The organism is Rhizobium laguerreae, assembly GCF_019778565.1.
Lineage (GTDB): Bacteria > Pseudomonadota > Alphaproteobacteria > Rhizobiales > Rhizobiaceae > Rhizobium > Rhizobium laguerreae.
The window spans coordinates 281,210-299,278 of sequence record NZ_JAAXQT010000009.1 but is presented as its reverse complement, the minus strand read 5'-3'; the positions used below and the strand labels follow the sequence as shown (position 1 = coordinate 299,278).

Genomic DNA, 18,069 nt, shown 5'->3' with positions numbered 1-18,069 from the left:
ATGACGGAATTGAAAGGGGCTTTGATCGGTTGCGGTTTCTTTGCGATCAACCAGATGCATGCCTGGAACGACGTTCGAGGTGCCGGCATCGTCGCGATCTGCGATCGCGATCCGGAGCGGCTGAAGATCGTCGGCGACCAATTCGGCATCGATCGTCGCTATAGCGATGCCGAGGCTTTGTTTGCCGATGGCGGTTTTGATTTCGTCGACATTGCCACGACGGTCCAAAGCCATCGCTTTCTCGTCGATATGGCGGCTCGGAACAAGGTGCCGGCCATCTGCCAGAAGCCGTTCGCCAAGACCCTGTCGGACGCGAAGGCGATGGTCGAGGCTTGCCGCAATGCCGGCATACCGCTGATGGTGCACGAGAACTTTCGCTGGCAGACGCCGATCCAGGCGGTGCGCAAGGCGCTGGAGGCCGATGTCATCGGCACACCCTTCTGGGGCCGCTTCTCCTTCCGTTCGGCCTATGACGTCTTTTCCGGGCAGCCCTATCTGGCCGAGGGCGAACGGTTCATCATCGAAGACCTCGGCATTCATACGCTCGATGTCGCCCGCTATATCCTTGGTGACGTTCGATCGCTCACCGCCCGCACCAAGCGGGTCAATCCGAGAATCAAGGGCGAGGATGTCGCGACCATTCTGCTCGATCACGAAAACGGCGCCACGTCGGTCGTCGACGTCAGCTACGCCACAAGGCTTTCCAGGGAGCCGTTTCCCGAGACCTTGATCGAGCTCGACGGTTCTGAGGGCACGATCCGCCTGACCCAGGGTTACGGCCTCGAAGTCACCAACGCCAAGGGCATCACCACCATGGACGTGTCGCCGAAGCTTTTGTCATGGGCCTCGCGGCCCTGGCACAATATCCAGGAGAGCGTCTACGCGATCCAGCAGCATTGGGTCGACCAGCTGGAGCGCGGCGCGGAGCATTCGACGTCAGGGGCGGACAATCTGAAGACCTTCGCCCTGGTCGAGGCAGCCTATGACAGCGCTGCCGGGGGACAGACAATCGATGTCGGAGCGATGCTGCGATGACGATCGATGCGTTCCAGCTCTACGGCACCCATATCGTCGATCCGCCACCGGTTCGCCTGAGAGCGGGAAAATTGGAAGCCGATCTCGCCAACGGCAACCTCCGCACGATCCGCTACGATGGAACCGAGGTGCTGAGGGGGATTTCCTATCTCGTTCGCGATCGGGACTGGGGCACCTACAGCCCCGAGATCGCCGATCTCAAGATCGAGCAGAGTGACGATCGTTTCGAGGTCACCTATCTCGCCCGTTGCGATGGACCGGATGATACCAAACTCATCATCGACGTTCGCATCGTCGGGAGTCCGGACCGGCTTGCCTTCGAGGCCGAAGCCATCGCCCCGACCGGATTCGAGACCAACCGTTGCGGCTTCTGCATCCTGCATCCGATCGTCGGCGTGGCGGGTTCACCGGCGACGGTCGAGCAGGTCGACGGGCAGATCGTGGCGACACGGTTTCCCGATGTCATCGAGCCGTGGCAGCCGTTCAAGGATATGCGGGCCATCACCCACGAGGTCATGCCTGGCGTTCGGGCGGAATGCCGGATGGAGGGCGACACCTTTGAAATGGAAGATCAAAGGAACTGGTCGGACGCATCCTATAAGACCTATGTCAGACCGCTCGCGCTTCCCTGGCCGTATGAGATTGTCGCCAATCGGCCCGTTCGGCAGAAAACGTCGCTTGTTATCAAGGATATCAGCCGTTCCGCGCAACGCCCTCCGGCCGCGACCTCGGGTGTCCCCATAAACCTCGAACTCGGGACGCGAACCGGCACCATGCCTGATATCGGCGTGATCATTACGCCCGAGGAGGCCGATGCGACGCTGTCGGCAAAGTCCGTCCTGGCGGAGATCGCTCCCCAGGAACTCCTCTTCCATTTCGACCCGGGCGCTGGGCACGGAACCGACGCGCTCAGACGGTTTGCTGCGATCGCCATAGTCCATCGCGGCCGCTCAACGCTGGAGATCGCCCTTCCCTGCAAATCGTCGCCGTCAAGCGAGGCGGCCGAGATCGCCCGCCAGATGCGGCTGGCGGAATTCCGGCCGGATGCGATCATGATATCGCCATCCATCGACCGGCAATCGACGCCGCCCGGCAGCAAATGGCCGGACTGCCCGCCGCTGGATGAGGTCTATTCCGCCGCCCGCACTGCTTTTCCCGATATTCGCATTGGCGGCGGTATGCTGAGCTACTTCACCGAGCTCAACCGGAAGCGTGTGCCGGACGGACAGCTCGACTTCGTCAGCCACTGCACCAATCCGATCGTGCATGCGGCCGACGATCTCAGCGTCATGCAGACACTGGAAGCGTTGCCCTTCATCACGCGGTCGGTGCGTGCGATCTACGGCGACAAGCCCTACCGGATCGGCCCGTCGACGATCCCGATGCGGCAGAACCCCTATGGCAGCCGTACGATGGACAATCCGGTGGGCGCACGCATCCCGATGGCCAATCGCGACCCGCGTCACAATGGATGCTTCGCGGAGGCCTTCGCGCTCGGTTACGCGATACGGGTGCTCGATGCCGATCTGGAATGCCTGACGCTCTCGGCCTTGTCAGGCCCGTTCGGTTTGATCGCCGGTCCGGCCGAACCGACCGAGCAAGGCGGGCTGCGCCCGTTGTTCAACACCGTGCGGACATTGTCCCGATTGGCTGGCGCATCCTGGCAGGAATGCGTCTCCTCCTCGCCCTCCGAGGTCCTGGCTTTCACTGCACGAGATGCCGCAGGCGCCAGGCTTCACGTCGTCAATCTGACGGGCGAAGAACGAAAGGTCGATAGCGGCGCATGCCGGCCGGCAGATGCGGGCAAAGAGTTGCTGCTCGCGCCGTTTGCGACCGCAGCCCTCCCGCTGGCGGATTGACCTTCGGCGGTGCAACCGCATTTATGCAGGTGGAGCTCGCACTGGGAGGATCAGCATGAAGACGAAGAAGCTTATCAATGCCGGCGCAGATGCCGTCGATGAGATGCTGCAAGGCGTTCTGGCGGCGCATCCGCGCCATCTGTACGCCGTGGAGAACATGCCCCGCGCGATCATTGCCAGAAACGGACCCCGCAAGGGCAAGGTCGGCTTGGTCATCGGCGGCGGATCGGGGCACGAACCGACATTTCTGGGGTTTGTCGGCAAGGGGCTGGCGGACGCGGCCGCAATCGGCAACGTGTTCGCGTCGCCGCCACCCGATCCGATCATCGCCTGCGCCATGGCGGTCGACGGCGGCGCCGGCGTGCTGTTCATGTATGGCAATTATGCCGGCGACGTGATGAACTTCGACATGGCTGCCGAAATGCTTGCGCTTGACGAGATCGAGGTACGCACCGTGCTCACCACGGATGACGTGGCATCCGCCCCTGCCGATCAGAAGGACAGGCGACGGGGCGTGGCGGGCAACGTCTTCATCTTCAAGGCCGCTGGCGCAGCCTGCGATCTTCTCTACTCGTTTGACGATGTCGAGCGTGTCGCCCGCCATGCCAATGCGCGAACCTATACGATGGGTGTGGCGCTTTCGCCCTGTTCGCTGCCCCAGACCCTCCGGCCGAACTTCCTGATCGGCGAAGGGGAGATGGAGATCGGAATGGGAATCCATGGGGAGCCTGGCGTGGCGCGCGAGCCGCTGAGGCCGGCCGACGAGGTGACCGACGAACTCATGGACAGCATTCTTCGCGAGATGAAAGCAGTTCGGGGCGATCGTGTCGCGGTACTCGTCAACTCGCTGGGCTCGACCCCGATGATGGAACTCTACATTATGATGCGGCGCGTGAAGTCCCGGCTCGACGATGCCGGGCTCATCCTCCATACATCGCTCGTAGGAAATTACTGCACCTCGCTCGAAATGGCCGGCGCGTCGATCACGGTCATGCATCTCGACGACGAGCTTCAGCAATTGATCGACTACCCCTGTGATTGCGCGATGTTTGCGAGGTAATCGATGACGTTTACGACCGAAGACCTGCAGCGCATGTTTGCCGGGATTGCAGAGGATATCGCGGCGGAACGAGATCAACTTTGCGACCTGGACGGTGCCATCGGCGATGGAGATCACGGCCTTGCCATGGATGCGGGCTGCCAGGCCGCGGCGAAAGCGGTCGGCGAGCTTGACGCCGGGATTGCCCCGATAACCGCATTCAATGTCGCGGCAAAGGCATTCCTGAATGCGGTCGGCGCTTCGTCCGGCCCTCTATATGCCACGGCCTTCATGCGCGCCGGAGCGGCCGCCAAAGACAAGCAGGTATTGAGCGACGACGACTTCCTGCGTGTCTTCGCGGCGATGGCGCAGGGAATCCAGGAACGCGGAAAGGCCGAACCTGGTGAAAAGACGATGGTTGACGCCTGGAGACCCGCGGCTGACGCGGCACTTGATGCCTGGCAGTCGGGAAAGCCCCTCCCCCAATGCTTCGAGGCAGCCGAGCGGGCAGCGCGGGCAGGCTGTGAAGCGACCAGCAATATGACGGCGGCCAAGGGACGGGCTTCGCGATTGGGTGACCGCGTGATCGGGCACATCGATCCCGGCGCCGCGTCCGCCGTCATCATCATCGCCGCGATGGCCAAATTTACTCAACGTCGTAATGGTTAGCTCGTCATACCAGTTGACATGTCGATGACTATCTGCAACAAGGGGCCCGGCTTTACAAGAGGAGGACGGTAATGCTGACCCTTTCTGCGAAATTGAAGAATGCGAGCATCATTGCGATCGCCGTGGCGTCGCTATCGGCCACGCCGGTTCTTGCTGAAGACATCACACTGTGGACCCTCAACTTCGACAACAATGCCGCCAATACGGCCCTGAAGAAGGTGGCGACAGACTTTGAAGCTGCAAACCCCGGGACGCATGTCGAGATCGTCCAGCGCGCCGTCGACGAGCACAAGACTGCCTTGCGCGTCGCTGCGGGCTCCGACAAGGGACCTGACATTTATTTCAGCTGGGCGGGCCTCGGCCTCGGCGGCGAGTATGTGAAGGCCGGACTGTCCCTGCCGCTCGACAAGTACTATTCCGAATATAAGTGGAACGACGAATTGCTGCCCTCCGCAGCGGCTTTCGCGGACCTCTATCCCGGCGGCAAGCACGGCGTCCCCTTCACCTTCAAGGGTGAGGCCGTCTACTACAACAAGAAGCTGTTCGAACAGGCCGGCATCAAGGAAGAGCCGAAGACCTACGAAGAACTCCTTGCCGCAGCCGACAAGCTGAAGGCCGCTGGCATTCCCGCCTTCACCTTCGGCGGTACGGTCAACTGGCACGTCATGCGTCTCATGGACGTTATTCTTGAAACGAAGTGCGGCGCTGAAAAGCACGACGCGCTGAAGGCGATGACGCTGGACTGGACCAAGGAACCCTGCGCGGCGGACTCATTCGCAGAATTTGCGAAATGGACAAAGGACTATACGCTGCAGCCATTCATGGGCATCGACAATAAACAGTCCTACAGCCTCTTCACCGCAGGCCGTGCAGCGATGATGCTCGAAGGCGACTGGCTGGTCAGCCAGCTTAACGGCTCCGGCGCCAATCTCGACGACTACGGGATTTTCCCCTTCCCGACCAACACCGATCGTCTCTACGGTTTCGCCGAGTACAACTACATCAGCACCAAGAGCAAGAGCCCTGACGTAGCGGCGAAGTTCCTCGACTACTTCCTGTCGACGAAGGTCCAGCAGGACCTGCTCGGCCAGCTGAGTTCGACCTCCGTCAACAAGAACGTACAATATGCCAACCAGAAGCCACTCGAGGCGGAATGGCTGGGGATCTTCCAGAAATACGGCAAGGTCTACATGAACGGCGACCAGGCGTTCCCGCTCGATGTCACGACGGAATATTTCCGCGTTATCAATGACGTCGCTTCCGGCAACACCGAGCCGGCCGATGCCGCCAAGCAGCTGCAGAGCTTCATCGCAAGCAGAACCTGATTCCTCCCGAGGTGCCAGTCGATCGACCCAGCTGTCGATCGACCGGCACATTCTTTCATCAGCTGGCAGCCGCTTCACTGCCAGGAGGAAAGCATGTCACTTCGACAATCGACACATGATCCGCGCGTACAAGCGCTCATCCTGCTCGTGCCAGCCCTGGCAATCTATGCCGTCTTCGCCCTCTATCCGATGCTCAATGTCGTCATCTTGAGCTTCCAGAAATGGAACGGGCTGGATCCACAGCGTCAATTCGTGGGGCTTGCAAACTACGCGGCGATTTTCACCAAAGATCCGGTCTTCTGGGTTGCCTTCCGCAACACCGTGATCTGGACCGTGATGAGCCTGATCTTTCCCCCTATGGTCGGACTGCTGCTGGCGCTCAGCCTCAATCAGAAGATATTCGGCCGAAATGGCCTCAGGGCCATCTTCTATCTGCCTGTTATCATCGCGCCGATTGCCGTCGCCACCATGTGGAAGTGGATGTACGATCCGTTCTTCGGCCTTTTCAGCCAGTTGCTCACCTCGTGGGGCATGCAGGGCTGGATCAATGACTGGCTGGGCAACAGGGATATCGCCCTTTATTCGGTCTTCGTCGCCTATCTCTGGCAGACGGTCGGCTTCTCGATGGTCCTGTTCCTGGCGGGCCTGCAGAACGTCTCTCAGACACTCGTCGAGGCCGCCCGCATCGATGGCGCCGGCCGCTGGGCGGTGTTCAAGCATGTGACATTGCCGGCCTTGCGCCCGACCATCACGATCGTTCTCGTTCTTTCCGTCATCTCCTCGCTGAAGGCCTTCGACATCGTCTATGGCCTGACCGGCGGCGGGCCGGCGCAGTCCACCCAGATGCTGGCGCTCTGGGCATTCACGCAGGCGATGCAGATCTTCGATTTCGGACGAGGCGCGGCGATTTCGGTCGTGCTGCTGCTGATCACCATGGCTGTCGTCATTCCCTATCTCAAATGGACCCAGAAGCACGAGGAGGTTGAATCGTGACAGCAGTACCGACCGACCAGACCGCAGTGCATCTGCAGGTCGAACCATCGTCGGTGAAGCGGGATCCGATTCTGATCGGCCTCTGGATCACGCTTGTCATCGTGGCGCTCGTCTGGGTCGCGCCATTCGTCTTCATCGTCTTCACCTCCTTGAAGACGCCGGCGGCGGTGACAGGTACGGGCGCCTTCGTGCCGCCAACCGAGCTCGCTTTCGAAAACTACAGCGCCGCATGGAGCCGCGGCAACTTCGCAAACTCCTTCTTCAACAGCGTCATCATCACCGTCATCAAGGTGCCGCTCGGGCTGTTCCTTTCGGCGATGGCCGCCTATGCCCTTGCCAAGATCAAGCTGAAGATCACCAAGGCCCTGCTGCTGCTCGTCGTGTTCGGCACGATGATCCCCTTCCAGGTGATGCTTGCGCCGCTCTTCACCCTGGTCAATTCACTCGGCCTGATCGACACCTATCCCGGCGTCATCCTTCCCTACATCGCCTTCGGCGTTCCCTATCAGGTTTTCATCCTGCACGGCTTCTTCAAGAGCATTCCCAAGGAGCTGTCGGAAGCAGCACTGATCGACGGTGCCAGCCACTTCATCATCTTCAGACGGATCTTTCTGCCGGTGTGCCTGCCCGTGCTCGCCGCACTGCTCATCCTCGACTTCGTCTCCACCTGGAACGAATTCGCCATGGCGCTGGTGCTGCTCCAGGATCAGCACATGTGGACCTTACCGCTCGGCCTGATGTCGTTTCAGGGGCAGTTCTCGAGCAATTACGGCCAGCTCAATGCGGCCATCGTGATGACCGTCCTGCCGGCCACGATCGTCTATCTCATCTTCCAGCGTTACTTCGTCTCTGGCCTGACCTCCGGCGCCGTCAAAGGCTAGCGACCACAAAAGCATGCACGAGGAGAATATTCTATGTCTGATGCAACAGTCGAAAAATGGGGCGTGTTCGAGGCCTCCTTTGATGGACCCTCCGATGGAAATCCCCATCTCGACGTGGCATTCGATGCCGTGTTCACCCACAAGAGCCGCGAAGTTCGCGTGCCGGGCTTTTATGATGGCAACGGCACCTACCGCATCCGCTTCATGCCGGATAGTGAGGGCGAATGGTCGTTTCTGACCCGTTCCAAGACAACCGCACTCGACGGCAAGACCGGCGCACTGATTGCGACCAGGCCTTCGGCCGGCAATCACGGCCCAGTGCGCGTGCGCAACAAGTTCCACTTCGCCTATGCCGACGGCACCCCCTTCCTATCCTTCGGGACGACCTGCTATGCTTGGACGCACCAGCCGCTCGATATGCAGAAGCAGACCCTCGAAACCCTCAAGAAGGCCCGCTTCAACAAGATGCGGATGGGCGTGTTTCCGAAGGACTATCCCTATAACGTCAACGAGCCGCTGCACGCCTGCTTTGAACGCGGGGGCGACGGAAGGGAAGACTTCGACCGTCCGAACCCCGCCTCGTTCCAGCACTTCGAAAAGCAGGTCGCAGCGCTCTGCCAACTTGGGATCGAAGCCGATATCATCATCTTCCACCCCTATGACCGGTGGGGCTATGCCGACATGTCGGCCGAACAGGATTTTCGCTATGTCGAATATCTCGCCGCTCGTCTCGCCGCCTACCGGAACGTCTGGTGGTCGCTTGCCAATGAATATGATTTCCTCATCGATACGAAGCCGATGGAGCAGTGGGATCGCTACTTCCACATCCTGGAAGAGAACGACCCCTACCAGCACCTGCGCTCCATTCATAATGGCGACGTGACAGCGAATTTCGATCACCGCAAGCCATGGGTCACGCACACCTGCATTCAAAACCCCGACGTCAAGCGGACCCAGGAATGGCGCGATGCTTACGGCAAGCCTGTCGTTAACGACGAGCCGGAATATGAAGGCGACATCCTGCAGTCATGGGGCAATCTCAATGCGCAGGAGCTCGTGCATCGCTTCTGGATCACCATGGCACGCGGCGGCTATGCCGGCCATGGCGAAACCTATTCCCATCCCGAGGACCTGATCTGGTGGGCCAAAGGCGGGGAACTGCGCGGCGAAGCGTGGAAGCGCATCGCCTTCCTCCGCGACCTCCTGGAAGCCGATGTCAAGCACGGCCTCGAACCGCTGGGCATCATCGGCGAATGGCCCTGGTCCCGCGTGTCGGGCGCGCGCGACGGCGACGGCGATTTCCGCCTGATTTATTTCGGCGAGCATCAGCCGGTGATCTGGTCCACGGGTCTGCCGGTCGACAGCGACGATTATGATGTCGATCTCATCGACACGTGGGAGATGACGATCACACCGGTCGAAAAGGTGGCGGCTCCCGTTCCGCATCCGACGCGCCATGGCTCGGTCGTGCGCGGTGGCAAGCCGGACGCAGCCTTCGGCGTCAAAATTCCGCGCAAGCCGTACCAGGCGCTGCGTGTGCGCAGGAAGCGCTAGAAGATGACAAGGGGTACGAAATGTCTGGCTTGAGTATCAGAAACGTCAAGAAATCCTTCGGTACGGTCGATATCATTCATGGTGTCGACGTCGAGATTGCCGACGGTGAGTTTACCATTCTCGTCGGCCCCTCCGGCTGCGGCAAGTCGACATTGTTGCGCATGATTGCCGGGCTCGAGGATATCACCGCCGGTCAAATCAGCATTGACGGCCGGGTCGTGAACAATCTGCAGCCGAAGGATCGCGATATTGCGATGGTCTTCCAGAACTATGCGTTGTACCCGCAGATGACGGTTTCCCAGAACATGGGATTTGCGCTCGAGCTCGCCGGGGTCAAACGGCCGGAAATCGAACAGAAGGTCGGTGAGGCTGCAGCAATTCTCGGATTGCAGCCGCTTCTCGATCGAAAGCCGGCGCAGCTGTCGGGCGGACAGCGACAGCGCGTCGCCATGGGCCGAGCCATCGTTCGAGATCCGAAAGTCTTTCTCTTCGACGAGCCGCTCTCCAATCTGGATGCGAAACTGCGGGTGAAGATGAGAGCGGAGATCAAGGCTCTGCACCAGCGCCTGAAGACCACGATCGTTTACGTCACCCATGACCAGATCGAAGCCATGACCATGGCCGACAAGATCGTCGTGCTCCACGGCGGTCGCGTCGAACAGATCGGCAGTCCGCTCGAACTCTACGACCGGCCGCGCAACATCTTTGTCGCCGGCTTCCTCGGCTCCCCCGCGATGAACTTTCTCGAGGGAACCCTTGAGGGCGCAGGCAACCCGGCATTGTCGCTGTCGGGTGGGTCACGCGTAGCGCTTTCGCGGGCTCCAGCCAATTCCGCCAACAGGCCGCTGACGCTGGGTATTCGTCCCGAAGACATCACCCTCGGTGGCGAAAACGGTGTGGATGCCGTGGTCAAGGTGGTCGAACCCACGGGATCGGAAACCCATGTCGCGGTGGAGCTCGAAGGCAGGGAGCTGACATGGGTCGTTCGCGAACGTGTCGAGCTGGTGCCGGAACAGCCGGTGAAGCTTTCTTTCGAAACGGCCAAGGTTCACTTTTTCGACCGGCAGACGCAGCAGCGTTTGAGCGCCTGAAGATGAAGGGCCCGGAGCAAGTCCGTCGAACACGAAACCGGAATTTGACGGCATCGGGCGTGCTTCATGATTCCTCGTCTTCGCAGCGAATTGGCGACTTGCAATCTCTGATCTCGCCGATAGGCTGTACCTCCAAAACGAGGTAGCCAAGGCATGCACATTCGAAGGGCCGTCTCCGCCGACGCGGCGGAGCTGAGCAGTCTCCTGAACGAGATCATCCTTGCCGGTGGAACGACCGCACTCGAAACGCCGCTTTCGGCTGCCGAGTTCGCGGACTGGTTCATCGACGGCGAGTTTCCGCTTACCTGCCATGTTGCAGAGCACGATAAGTTACTCGTCGGCTTTCAATCGCTCAGCTTATACGGCGATCCGCCGGAAGGCTTCGCCGACATCGCGACCTTTGCCCGCATGAATCCAAGAACCCCGGGCGTCGGCACCGCTCTCTTCCCCGCAACCCGAGCCGCAGCGGAAGAGTTCGGGCTCGAATTCATCAATGCCATCATTCGCGCCGACAATGTCAGCGGCCTTGGCTATTACGCAAAGATGGGCTTCGAGACCTATGACCGGCTGGTCCAGGTTCCGCTTCAGGACGGGACGCCCGTCGACAGGATCAAGAAGCGTTTCAGACTAGACGTCAGACACCTCACGATACCCGACGCCTGAAACGTGTCGATGGCGCTGTGGGAGCGCTTGGCATCCAAGGGCCGGACCGCCTTGCCCAGCGTCGCCTGCTGTAAGGGAACGGGGCCGATACGTAACTGGAGCAGATCTGGTGGCACGGGGGATTCCGATTTTTTGTGAATCATGATTCACTTCCTTTATGACGAAGCGCCGCCTCCCGATGGTCGAGCATGCTGATACGCTGTCGCTGAAGGCGCTGCGGGAATTGGTGACGGGACTTGTGGCGCGGGCTGATCGGGCAGAAATCCGGACCGAGAAGCTTGAGGCTGACAACCGAAAGCTTCGTGAAGACAACGACCTGCTCAGGATAGAGAACACGCGGCTGAAGGTCGACAACCAGCTTCTGCGCGACGAGATTGCGCGGCTTAAAAACCTCCCGCCGCGCCCACCCTTCAGGCCGTCGGGCATGGAACAGGCAACGAGTGACAAAACGGTTGCCGGCAGCCGAAAGCCTGCGCGGCGTCGCGGCCCGAAAGGCGACAAGGGCAGCGTCACGCGCGAAGAGGTGCTGCCTGCCAACGCACCACCCGGATCGCGCTTCAAGGGCTACAAGGATTGCGTGGTGCGGGATCTGGTCGTGCGGGCCGAAGTGGTGCGCTATCGCCGCGAATGCTGGGTGGCTCCGGATGGACGCACGATCGTCGCGCCGCTGCCTGCGGGGATAAAGGGCGGCTACGGCGCCAGTCTGCGTCGCTTCTGCCTGATGCTTCATAGCCATGGGCAGGTGACGACGCAGCGATTGACGACCTTGCTGAACGATGTCGGTGTCGAGATTTCCAAACGTCAGGTCATCCGGTTTTTGACAGAGCGGCTGGATGGCTTTCATGCCGAGGATGCTGCCGTGCTGCATGCGGGCCTGGTCTCGGCTCCCTTTGTCACGGTTGACGACACTGGCGCCCGTCATGCCAACCGCAATTTCCATACGACACAGATCGGAGGCGAGCATTTCACTGCCTTCCGCACGGCGCCGTCGAAGTCGCGGCTGAACTTCCTGGCCCTGCTGCGCGGCAACTATCAGGACTATGTTCTCAACGATGCCGCCTTCACCTTTCTGGAAAACCGTCAGGTGGACCCCGCCCTTCTGGCGCGGTTGAAGACATGTGAGCCGCGGCGGTTTGCCAATCAGGTTCCGTTTCTCGAGTATCTGGCCGCCAATGGTATCGACATCTTCGACAAGGACATAATCCGCCCGTTTGCCGAGGCCGGCATCTGGGGCGCCATCCGCCATCACGGTCTGGTCGGCAATGCGGTGATCGTATCCGACGATGCCGGACAATTCCGCGTCGGCACCCATGCGCTGTGCTGGGTCCACGCCGAGCGGTTGCTGCACAAGCTGATGCCGGCGACGCCCGGCCAAGTACGGCATGTCGAAACCCTGCGGGATCTCATCTGGCGCTTTTACAAGGCCCTGAAAGCCTATCAGCGAAGACCTGATCCGCGTGCAGCCCGGGGCATTCAGGCCCGGTTCAATCGGATTTTCTCGCTGCGCACCGGTTATGGCGACCTCGACAAACTGCTGTTTCGACTGAGACGCCGCAAGGCAGAACTGCTGCGGGTTCTCGAGCGGCCTGAAACCCCGCTCCATACCAATGCGTCGGAAAGAGATCTGCGCGGATTTGTCATCAAGCGAAAGATTTCCGGCGGCACGGTCAGTCGCAACGGTCGGCAGGCGCGTGACAGCATGCTCGGCCTGATGAAGACCTGCCAAAAGCTCGGCCTGTCGTTCTGGCACTATCTCGGCGATCGGCTGGGGATCAGTGACGAAGATCATGCTGTTGCACCCCTCGCCTCCCTGGTTGCAGCTCGCGCCTGAACGCTCTCGGCCCTGCGAGCACCCTGCTCTGCGTCAGACATGCTGATTGTCTCGGCATCGCCACCAAATCAGCCCCGCTTACGGCCGATACTGCATCGTTGCAGGCCACGCATCGAGTATTAAGCTTATGAAGTAACAACGTAGTTTTCCACAATGGAAGAGAAGTGACCTTTAACTTCCGTCATGAGTTCCTACCCATGAAATCAAGCATTTGGGATAGAGATGGATTTGGAGCCGCAAGGACGTAAAAAGGGAACAGGTCAAAGCCATGCCCAGAGATTTGTCCATGCCAACTGCGATGTTTACGGCCGACGAACTGGCGGTGATCCGCCGCGCTTACGCCCATCAGGTGGTGGCAACCGCCGCGACGACGAACCCGCGGATCGAAGCCGCCTTTGCCACCGTCCCGCGCGAAAAATTCCTCGGCGCGCCGCCATGGCAGATCGCCAATCTGGGCGGAGGATATCGCCCCCTCCCCTCCTCCGACTTGGTTCTGGCCTATCAGGACGTGCTATTTGCCTTGCAGACCGACAAAGGTGTCAACAATGGCAGTCCCTCACTGCATGCCCGACTCCTGGCAGAGCTGGACATACAAATCGGGGATCGCATCGCGCATATCGGTGCCGGCACCGGCTATTACAGCGCCATTCTTTCGGAGCTTGTGGGAACTTCCGGTCATGTCTATGCCGTCGAGATGGATCCCGATCTGGCTGCCCACGCTCAAACAGCACTTGCCGATCGCGCCAATGTCAGCGTCATAAACGCCGACGGCAGTCAATGGCCGCAGGAAGAGGTGGATGCGATCTATGTGAATTTCGCCGTCGCGCGACCCGCGGAACCCTGGATCGAAAGGCTTCGGCCTGGAGGGCGCCTCGTGTTGCCACTCGGCGTGCCGCGCCAGGACCGACCGCCGAAAGGCGGCCGTCATGCATCCCATGGGGCCGCCCTTCGGATTGAGCGCGGCGAGAGTGGATTTGCGGCGCGTTGGATCGGCACGGCCTATTTCGTCTGCGCCAATGGTGGCCTGTCTATCGGTGACAACGAGATCGAGGCGCTGACAGCCGCATTTAGGCGCGGCGGCATCGAGTTCGTCAAAAGCCTGCTCTGGAAAACGGAGCCACGGATAGGACGCTGCTGGTATATCGGCGACCAATGGGCGCTGTGCTATGACGACGAATGAACCATCCGTGCGGCAGTCCACTGCCTGATCTCAGCGAGGAACGAGAGCGACGTGGTGCAGTTCGCCAAAGAGCTCGACGTTCTCGAGGCGATACTGCCTTTCGATCGACGCAGTCAGCTCGCCTCGTTTCTGGCCGACGGCGCCGTCAACACACCCACATCTGGCGCAGGAGCACGCACGGCAGCACGCTCAAAAGCAGGCTCGGAACTGGACCATTTCTAGCTCCGCGCAAGCTGGCTATCAGAGCCCTGCCCTATCCGGTGCCGGAGAACCTCCAGCCTGAGATTTGTCGGCCTTCATCTTTGATAATCGGACCAAAGAACGCCAGATGCCTGTACATCTTACCAGGAGCGGATCGATTCTCATGGGAAACGAGGCTTCATTGCCCGCCCGCCGGGCATTGCCAGAATGACAAAAGCCCGGCGCGGGAGAGGTGCGCCGGGCTTCGATAGGGACCGACAGCCTGGGAGGAGGAGTGCTGTCCGTCGGACCGAAGCGGCTCGGAGGGGTTAAGCGCTTCGGTCTGTCACGAGGTAGTGCCGCAATGCGGCAAATTCAAGCCTAGCGGCCGCACCGATATCATAGACGAGCCACAGGCGAATTCAGCCTTTTCTGGCACGCGATTGGGCCTGGGCGCGCGGGTTGTCCGCGGACAACTTGCCGAGCGGGGGATCTGGGGCAGCGATTCCCTCCGACTTCCTGCAGAACGATCTGGTCCACCGCGAAATAATTGATGGGGCACCAGGATCGCACTGTGGGTGCACCAAGCCTGCCGCGAGGGAGATCGTCTCAAAGATCGACAACGATCCGTCTTGGCCGCGCAGTGCCCCATCCTTCGCCCGATCATGATGTTGCCTCACTTATCTCCACCCGACTGACGGCCGAATTGGTCGAGGCGCCGGACAAGGCGATCACCAACCTGACAGATCGGGCGCCGATCACCAACGACGGCGACAACAACCACCATCCGCCCACACTTGCGAATGCTGCGGCCGGCGCTCGGCTATCCGCTGCATCACCCAAGGGTTCAGCCTTTGGCCTACAGTGTCTGCCGTCACGCGCCACCCTCTCTACCCGGACTGAGGCGGCCAGCGGGAGCCTCGAAGGACGGGCCTGCCCGTCTTCCCGATCAACTCAGTTGGGGCACCCGCTCTGCCGGAGCGCCGCGTTGCCCTTAGTCAGCCAGCTTTTCCTTAAGCGATGGGAGCCATCGATTGCCGCCCCACCATGGGGACGCAAGAGCCGCAAGGACGATGGGGCTGCGGCTGCCCGCATCCTTGCCGTACATCTCTCTCGATGAATGAAACCGAAGCGCCAACAGCCCCGCATTTTTTCGACTGGACGGCGCTCTTCTCCTCGCCAAACATAGTACAGGCTTAGGCATTGCGGAGCTGTCAGAGATCTTCAAGCCGTATACGCCACGCCTGTTCGGCCGGCGTATGAAACCGCTTTTCGATGACGTCAGGCAGAGCCGTTGACGCGGCCGCAATACCCTTGCGAACCAGTTGCTGCGGAACCCGCTTCGCGATCAAACGACCTGGCGGAACATCCGGTTGTCCGCGGACAACAACAGGATGAGCCAACGCTAGGCCTTGCAGCTGGGATTTGGGGATTTCACCGGGGAAAGGGCGGAGGGTCGGCTGCTCCATCGGCCATGGAGTCGGCTCCTTAGAAGTCGGCCAGCAGTCCGACCGTCTCGCTGTCATGCGTTTCTTCGTACGGCCGAGCGGAAGGGCAGGGGCATCCTTTCATTCTGCAGGATCGGCAGCTCACGCGGTCGAACCCGTCGGGCGCATCAGCCCATTGCGAACAGGCATTCGCTGAGGTAAAGCACGTCCGTCAGCGCACCGACGCAGCGGCGACTATCGTCGATATGCCTGCGGCAGCGAGCCGAGCATATGTGGGGACAGCGTTGGGTCCACTTTGTCCTGAGATCGCCGACCGTAGAGCCCAGACCGTCCCACATGCCCGAATGGGCGGCGCCCGTCTCCGATACAGGCATTTGATAGCGTGCCGGCCCGCTGCCAGCCACTGCAGAAGAGCTGCGTTCATCCCCGGCCGATACGCCGGAAGATGTTCCTGCACCTACAAACGGGATGCCGGAGCAACTCTTGCAGTGCCGGTCGGGGAGGGGCCGCTACCGCAAAGTAGCGCCACGCTGTGTCCGAAGCGGCGCGCACCGCATCTCCACCACCGGGCGCTCAGCTCAGCCCACGCGTGGCCACTTGATCGATTTAAGCGCGTACCGCCGAGACACTATCAAGCAACCACCGACGCCATCGAGATCGCGTCTGCAGGCGGGCATTCTCTCGGTATCACCGACGCTTGCCACGGGGTACACGGAGCGAAAACAATCGGCTCGCAGCCACGGATCGGCACTTGCGCGTTGAAGCCAGAAGCGGCTATTGCACGTCGTTGTCAGCGGCGCTATTGTTTTGCGGACCGATACAGAAAGCATCGTTGCAGATGCCTGATAGGCGCGGGAATCGGGTGACAGCAAGGGCCAAGCGCCGCTTCCGATTTTGGCTCCGCACCGGATCTACCCTCTGGCGGCGCCCAAGCACCAGCAGGCAGCAAGGGAACTAAAGCCCTCGTTTGCTTCCGCGAATGGTGATTTGTGCGGCAATATCAATGTATTATGATTTCTGAAACTACACCATTGGCCTTGCTTTAGGAGATACTGAGCGCAGTGGCGACGCGGCTCAATCGTTTCAATCCCTGCTTCCTCACCCGATTAGGGAAACGGACGATCTCGGTCTTGCATCAAATGTCCGCAGAAAAGCAATGGCTTGCATCCTTTAGCGACGCGCCGCGTTATCTCCGCACTAGATCGGAGACCATCCACATGCGTGATGTGGTTCAACGTAAGAGATTCTCCACCGCGGCTGCAATGATGGCCGCAGCGATCGGCGCGCTTGTCTACATGCAGGCAGTCGAGCGCAGGTCGGCCGCTCCGTCTGCGGATACTGGCCACGCAGGTGACGATCATGGCCGCAGCGCCAGTACGCCCGAGGCTATCCCTTTCAGCGGCCTTCGCGACGTCTTCTGGCGCGTCTTCCATGAAATTTTAGACGACCGCGTCACTCTCATCGCGGCGGGCGTGACCTTCTATCTCTTGCTGGCGATATTTCCTGCCCTGGCGGCCCTCGTCGCTCTCTATGGGTTGGTTGCCGATCCGGTTACCATATCCGAACATCTTCGCGAGTTGGCTGTCCTCTTGCCACCCGGCGCATTCGATCTTCTTGCCGATCAGATCAAGGCGCTCGTCGAGCGGCGCGACGGCACACTTGGCCTAACCTTTTTCGTAGGCCTCGCGGTCGCGCTATGGAGCACCCATAATGGCACGCTGGCGATATTCGACGCTATGAACGTGGCCTACGAGGAAAAGGAGAAGCGAAGCCTGGTGCGGCTTAATCTGACGGGCCTCTGCTTTACCCTATGTGCGATAGCTTTTGCGATCGTCATGGTGGCCCTCGTTGGTGTGATGCCAGTTGTGCTCTCCTATCTTTGGCTCGATCAATTCAAGGAGCACATGGCTCTTCTCCTTAGGTGGCCGCTGCTTCTGCTCGTGGTTGCGGTGGCCGTCACAATGGTCTACCGCTTTGGCCCAAGCCGGGAGGCTGCCAAGGTCCGGTGGATGACGTGGGGCGCGGTTTTGACCACGGTCGCCTGGGCCGCCATGTCGCTCGGCTTCTCTTTCTATCTAGAGAATTTCGCCAATTACAACGCGACATACGGCACGCTCGGGGCGCTGATAGGCTTCCTCATCTGGATCTGGCTTTCCGTCGTCATTCTCATCGTCGGAGGAGAGCTCAACGCAGAACTAGAGCATCAGACCGCGAGGGACACGACGACAGGAACGCCGCTGCCAATGGGAGCGCGAGGCGCCTATGTCGCGGATACTTTGGGCGAGATCAGGAACTGACCGCGAAGATTGCTCCTCTCCTAT

Annotated in this window: 14 protein-coding genes; all 14 read left to right on the top strand. The window is 60.4% G+C overall.

Translation table 11 applies throughout. From position 1 onward, the window contains the following. The 14 genes from HFO71_RS26280 (at nt 1) to HFO71_RS26215 (ending at nt 18,045) form a co-directional block, all read left to right on the top strand. The gene (locus HFO71_RS26280) at nt 1–1,035 is read left to right on the top strand and encodes a Gfo/Idh/MocA family protein (protein ID WP_168339537.1); all 1,035 of its coding nucleotides are present in this window, start codon (nt 1–3) and stop codon (nt 1,033–1,035) included. Next, nucleotides 1,032–2,894, top strand: coding sequence for a D-apionate lactonase (apnL, locus tag HFO71_RS26275; protein WP_221985446.1), 1,863 nt, complete (start codon nt 1,032–1,034; stop codon nt 2,892–2,894). Before HFO71_RS26280 ends, apnL begins: the two co-directional genes overlap by 4 nt. A 55-nt stretch (nt 2,895–2,949) precedes the next feature. After that, nucleotides 2,950–3,954: a dihydroxyacetone kinase subunit DhaK gene (locus HFO71_RS26270; protein ID WP_221985445.1), complete on the top strand. Its 1,005-nt coding sequence runs from the start codon at nt 2,950–2,952 to the stop codon at nt 3,952–3,954. Nucleotides 3,955–3,957: 3 nt separating this feature from the next. After that, a complete protein-coding gene (gene dhaL / locus HFO71_RS26265; RefSeq protein ID WP_221985444.1) occupies nt 3,958–4,602 on the top strand; it encodes a dihydroxyacetone kinase subunit DhaL in 645 nt (214 codons plus the stop codon). A 71-nt stretch (nt 4,603–4,673) separates the two neighbouring features. Beyond that, a complete protein-coding gene (locus HFO71_RS26260; RefSeq protein WP_131641003.1) occupies nt 4,674–5,927 on the top strand; it encodes an ABC transporter substrate-binding protein in 1,254 nt (417 codons plus the stop codon). A gap of 93 nt (nt 5,928–6,020) precedes the next feature. Continuing rightward, nucleotides 6,021–6,920, top strand: coding sequence for a carbohydrate ABC transporter permease (locus tag HFO71_RS26255; protein ID WP_025396961.1), 900 nt, complete (start codon nt 6,021–6,023; stop codon nt 6,918–6,920). After that, entirely contained in the window at nt 6,917–7,801 is an 885-nt protein-coding gene (locus HFO71_RS26250; protein WP_131641004.1) for a carbohydrate ABC transporter permease, read from the top strand. The genes HFO71_RS26255 and HFO71_RS26250 overlap by 4 nt, the downstream gene beginning before the upstream one ends. A 33-nt stretch (nt 7,802–7,834) precedes the next feature. Next, entirely contained in the window at nt 7,835–9,355 is a 1,521-nt protein-coding gene (locus HFO71_RS26245; protein WP_221985443.1) for a DUF5060 domain-containing protein, read from the top strand. A gap of 20 nt (nt 9,356–9,375) precedes the next feature. Next, nucleotides 9,376–10,446, top strand: a complete 1,071-nt coding sequence (locus HFO71_RS26240) for an ABC transporter ATP-binding protein (RefSeq protein WP_077980563.1) — start codon at nt 9,376–9,378, stop codon at nt 10,444–10,446. 153 nt (nt 10,447–10,599) lie between these two features. Beyond that, entirely contained in the window at nt 10,600–11,109 is a 510-nt protein-coding gene (locus tag HFO71_RS26235) for a GNAT family N-acetyltransferase (RefSeq protein WP_221988596.1), read from the top strand. A 157-nt stretch (nt 11,110–11,266) separates the two neighbouring features. After that, entirely contained in the window at nt 11,267–12,940 is a 1,674-nt protein-coding gene (locus HFO71_RS26230) for an IS66 family transposase (protein ID WP_221988595.1), read from the top strand. A gap of 286 nt (nt 12,941–13,226) precedes the next feature. Then, a complete protein-coding gene (locus HFO71_RS26225) occupies nt 13,227–14,120 on the top strand; it encodes a protein-L-isoaspartate O-methyltransferase family protein (RefSeq protein WP_376775140.1) in 894 nt (297 codons plus the stop codon). A 51-nt stretch (nt 14,121–14,171) separates the two neighbouring features. Beyond that, a complete protein-coding gene (locus tag HFO71_RS26220) occupies nt 14,172–14,342 on the top strand; it encodes a hypothetical protein (protein ID WP_168285453.1) in 171 nt (56 codons plus the stop codon). 2,623 nt (nt 14,343–16,965) lie between these two features. After that, entirely contained in the window at nt 16,966–18,045 is a 1,080-nt protein-coding gene (locus HFO71_RS26215) for a YihY/virulence factor BrkB family protein (RefSeq protein WP_077980567.1), read from the top strand. Nucleotides 18,046–18,069: the final 24 nt, after the last annotated feature.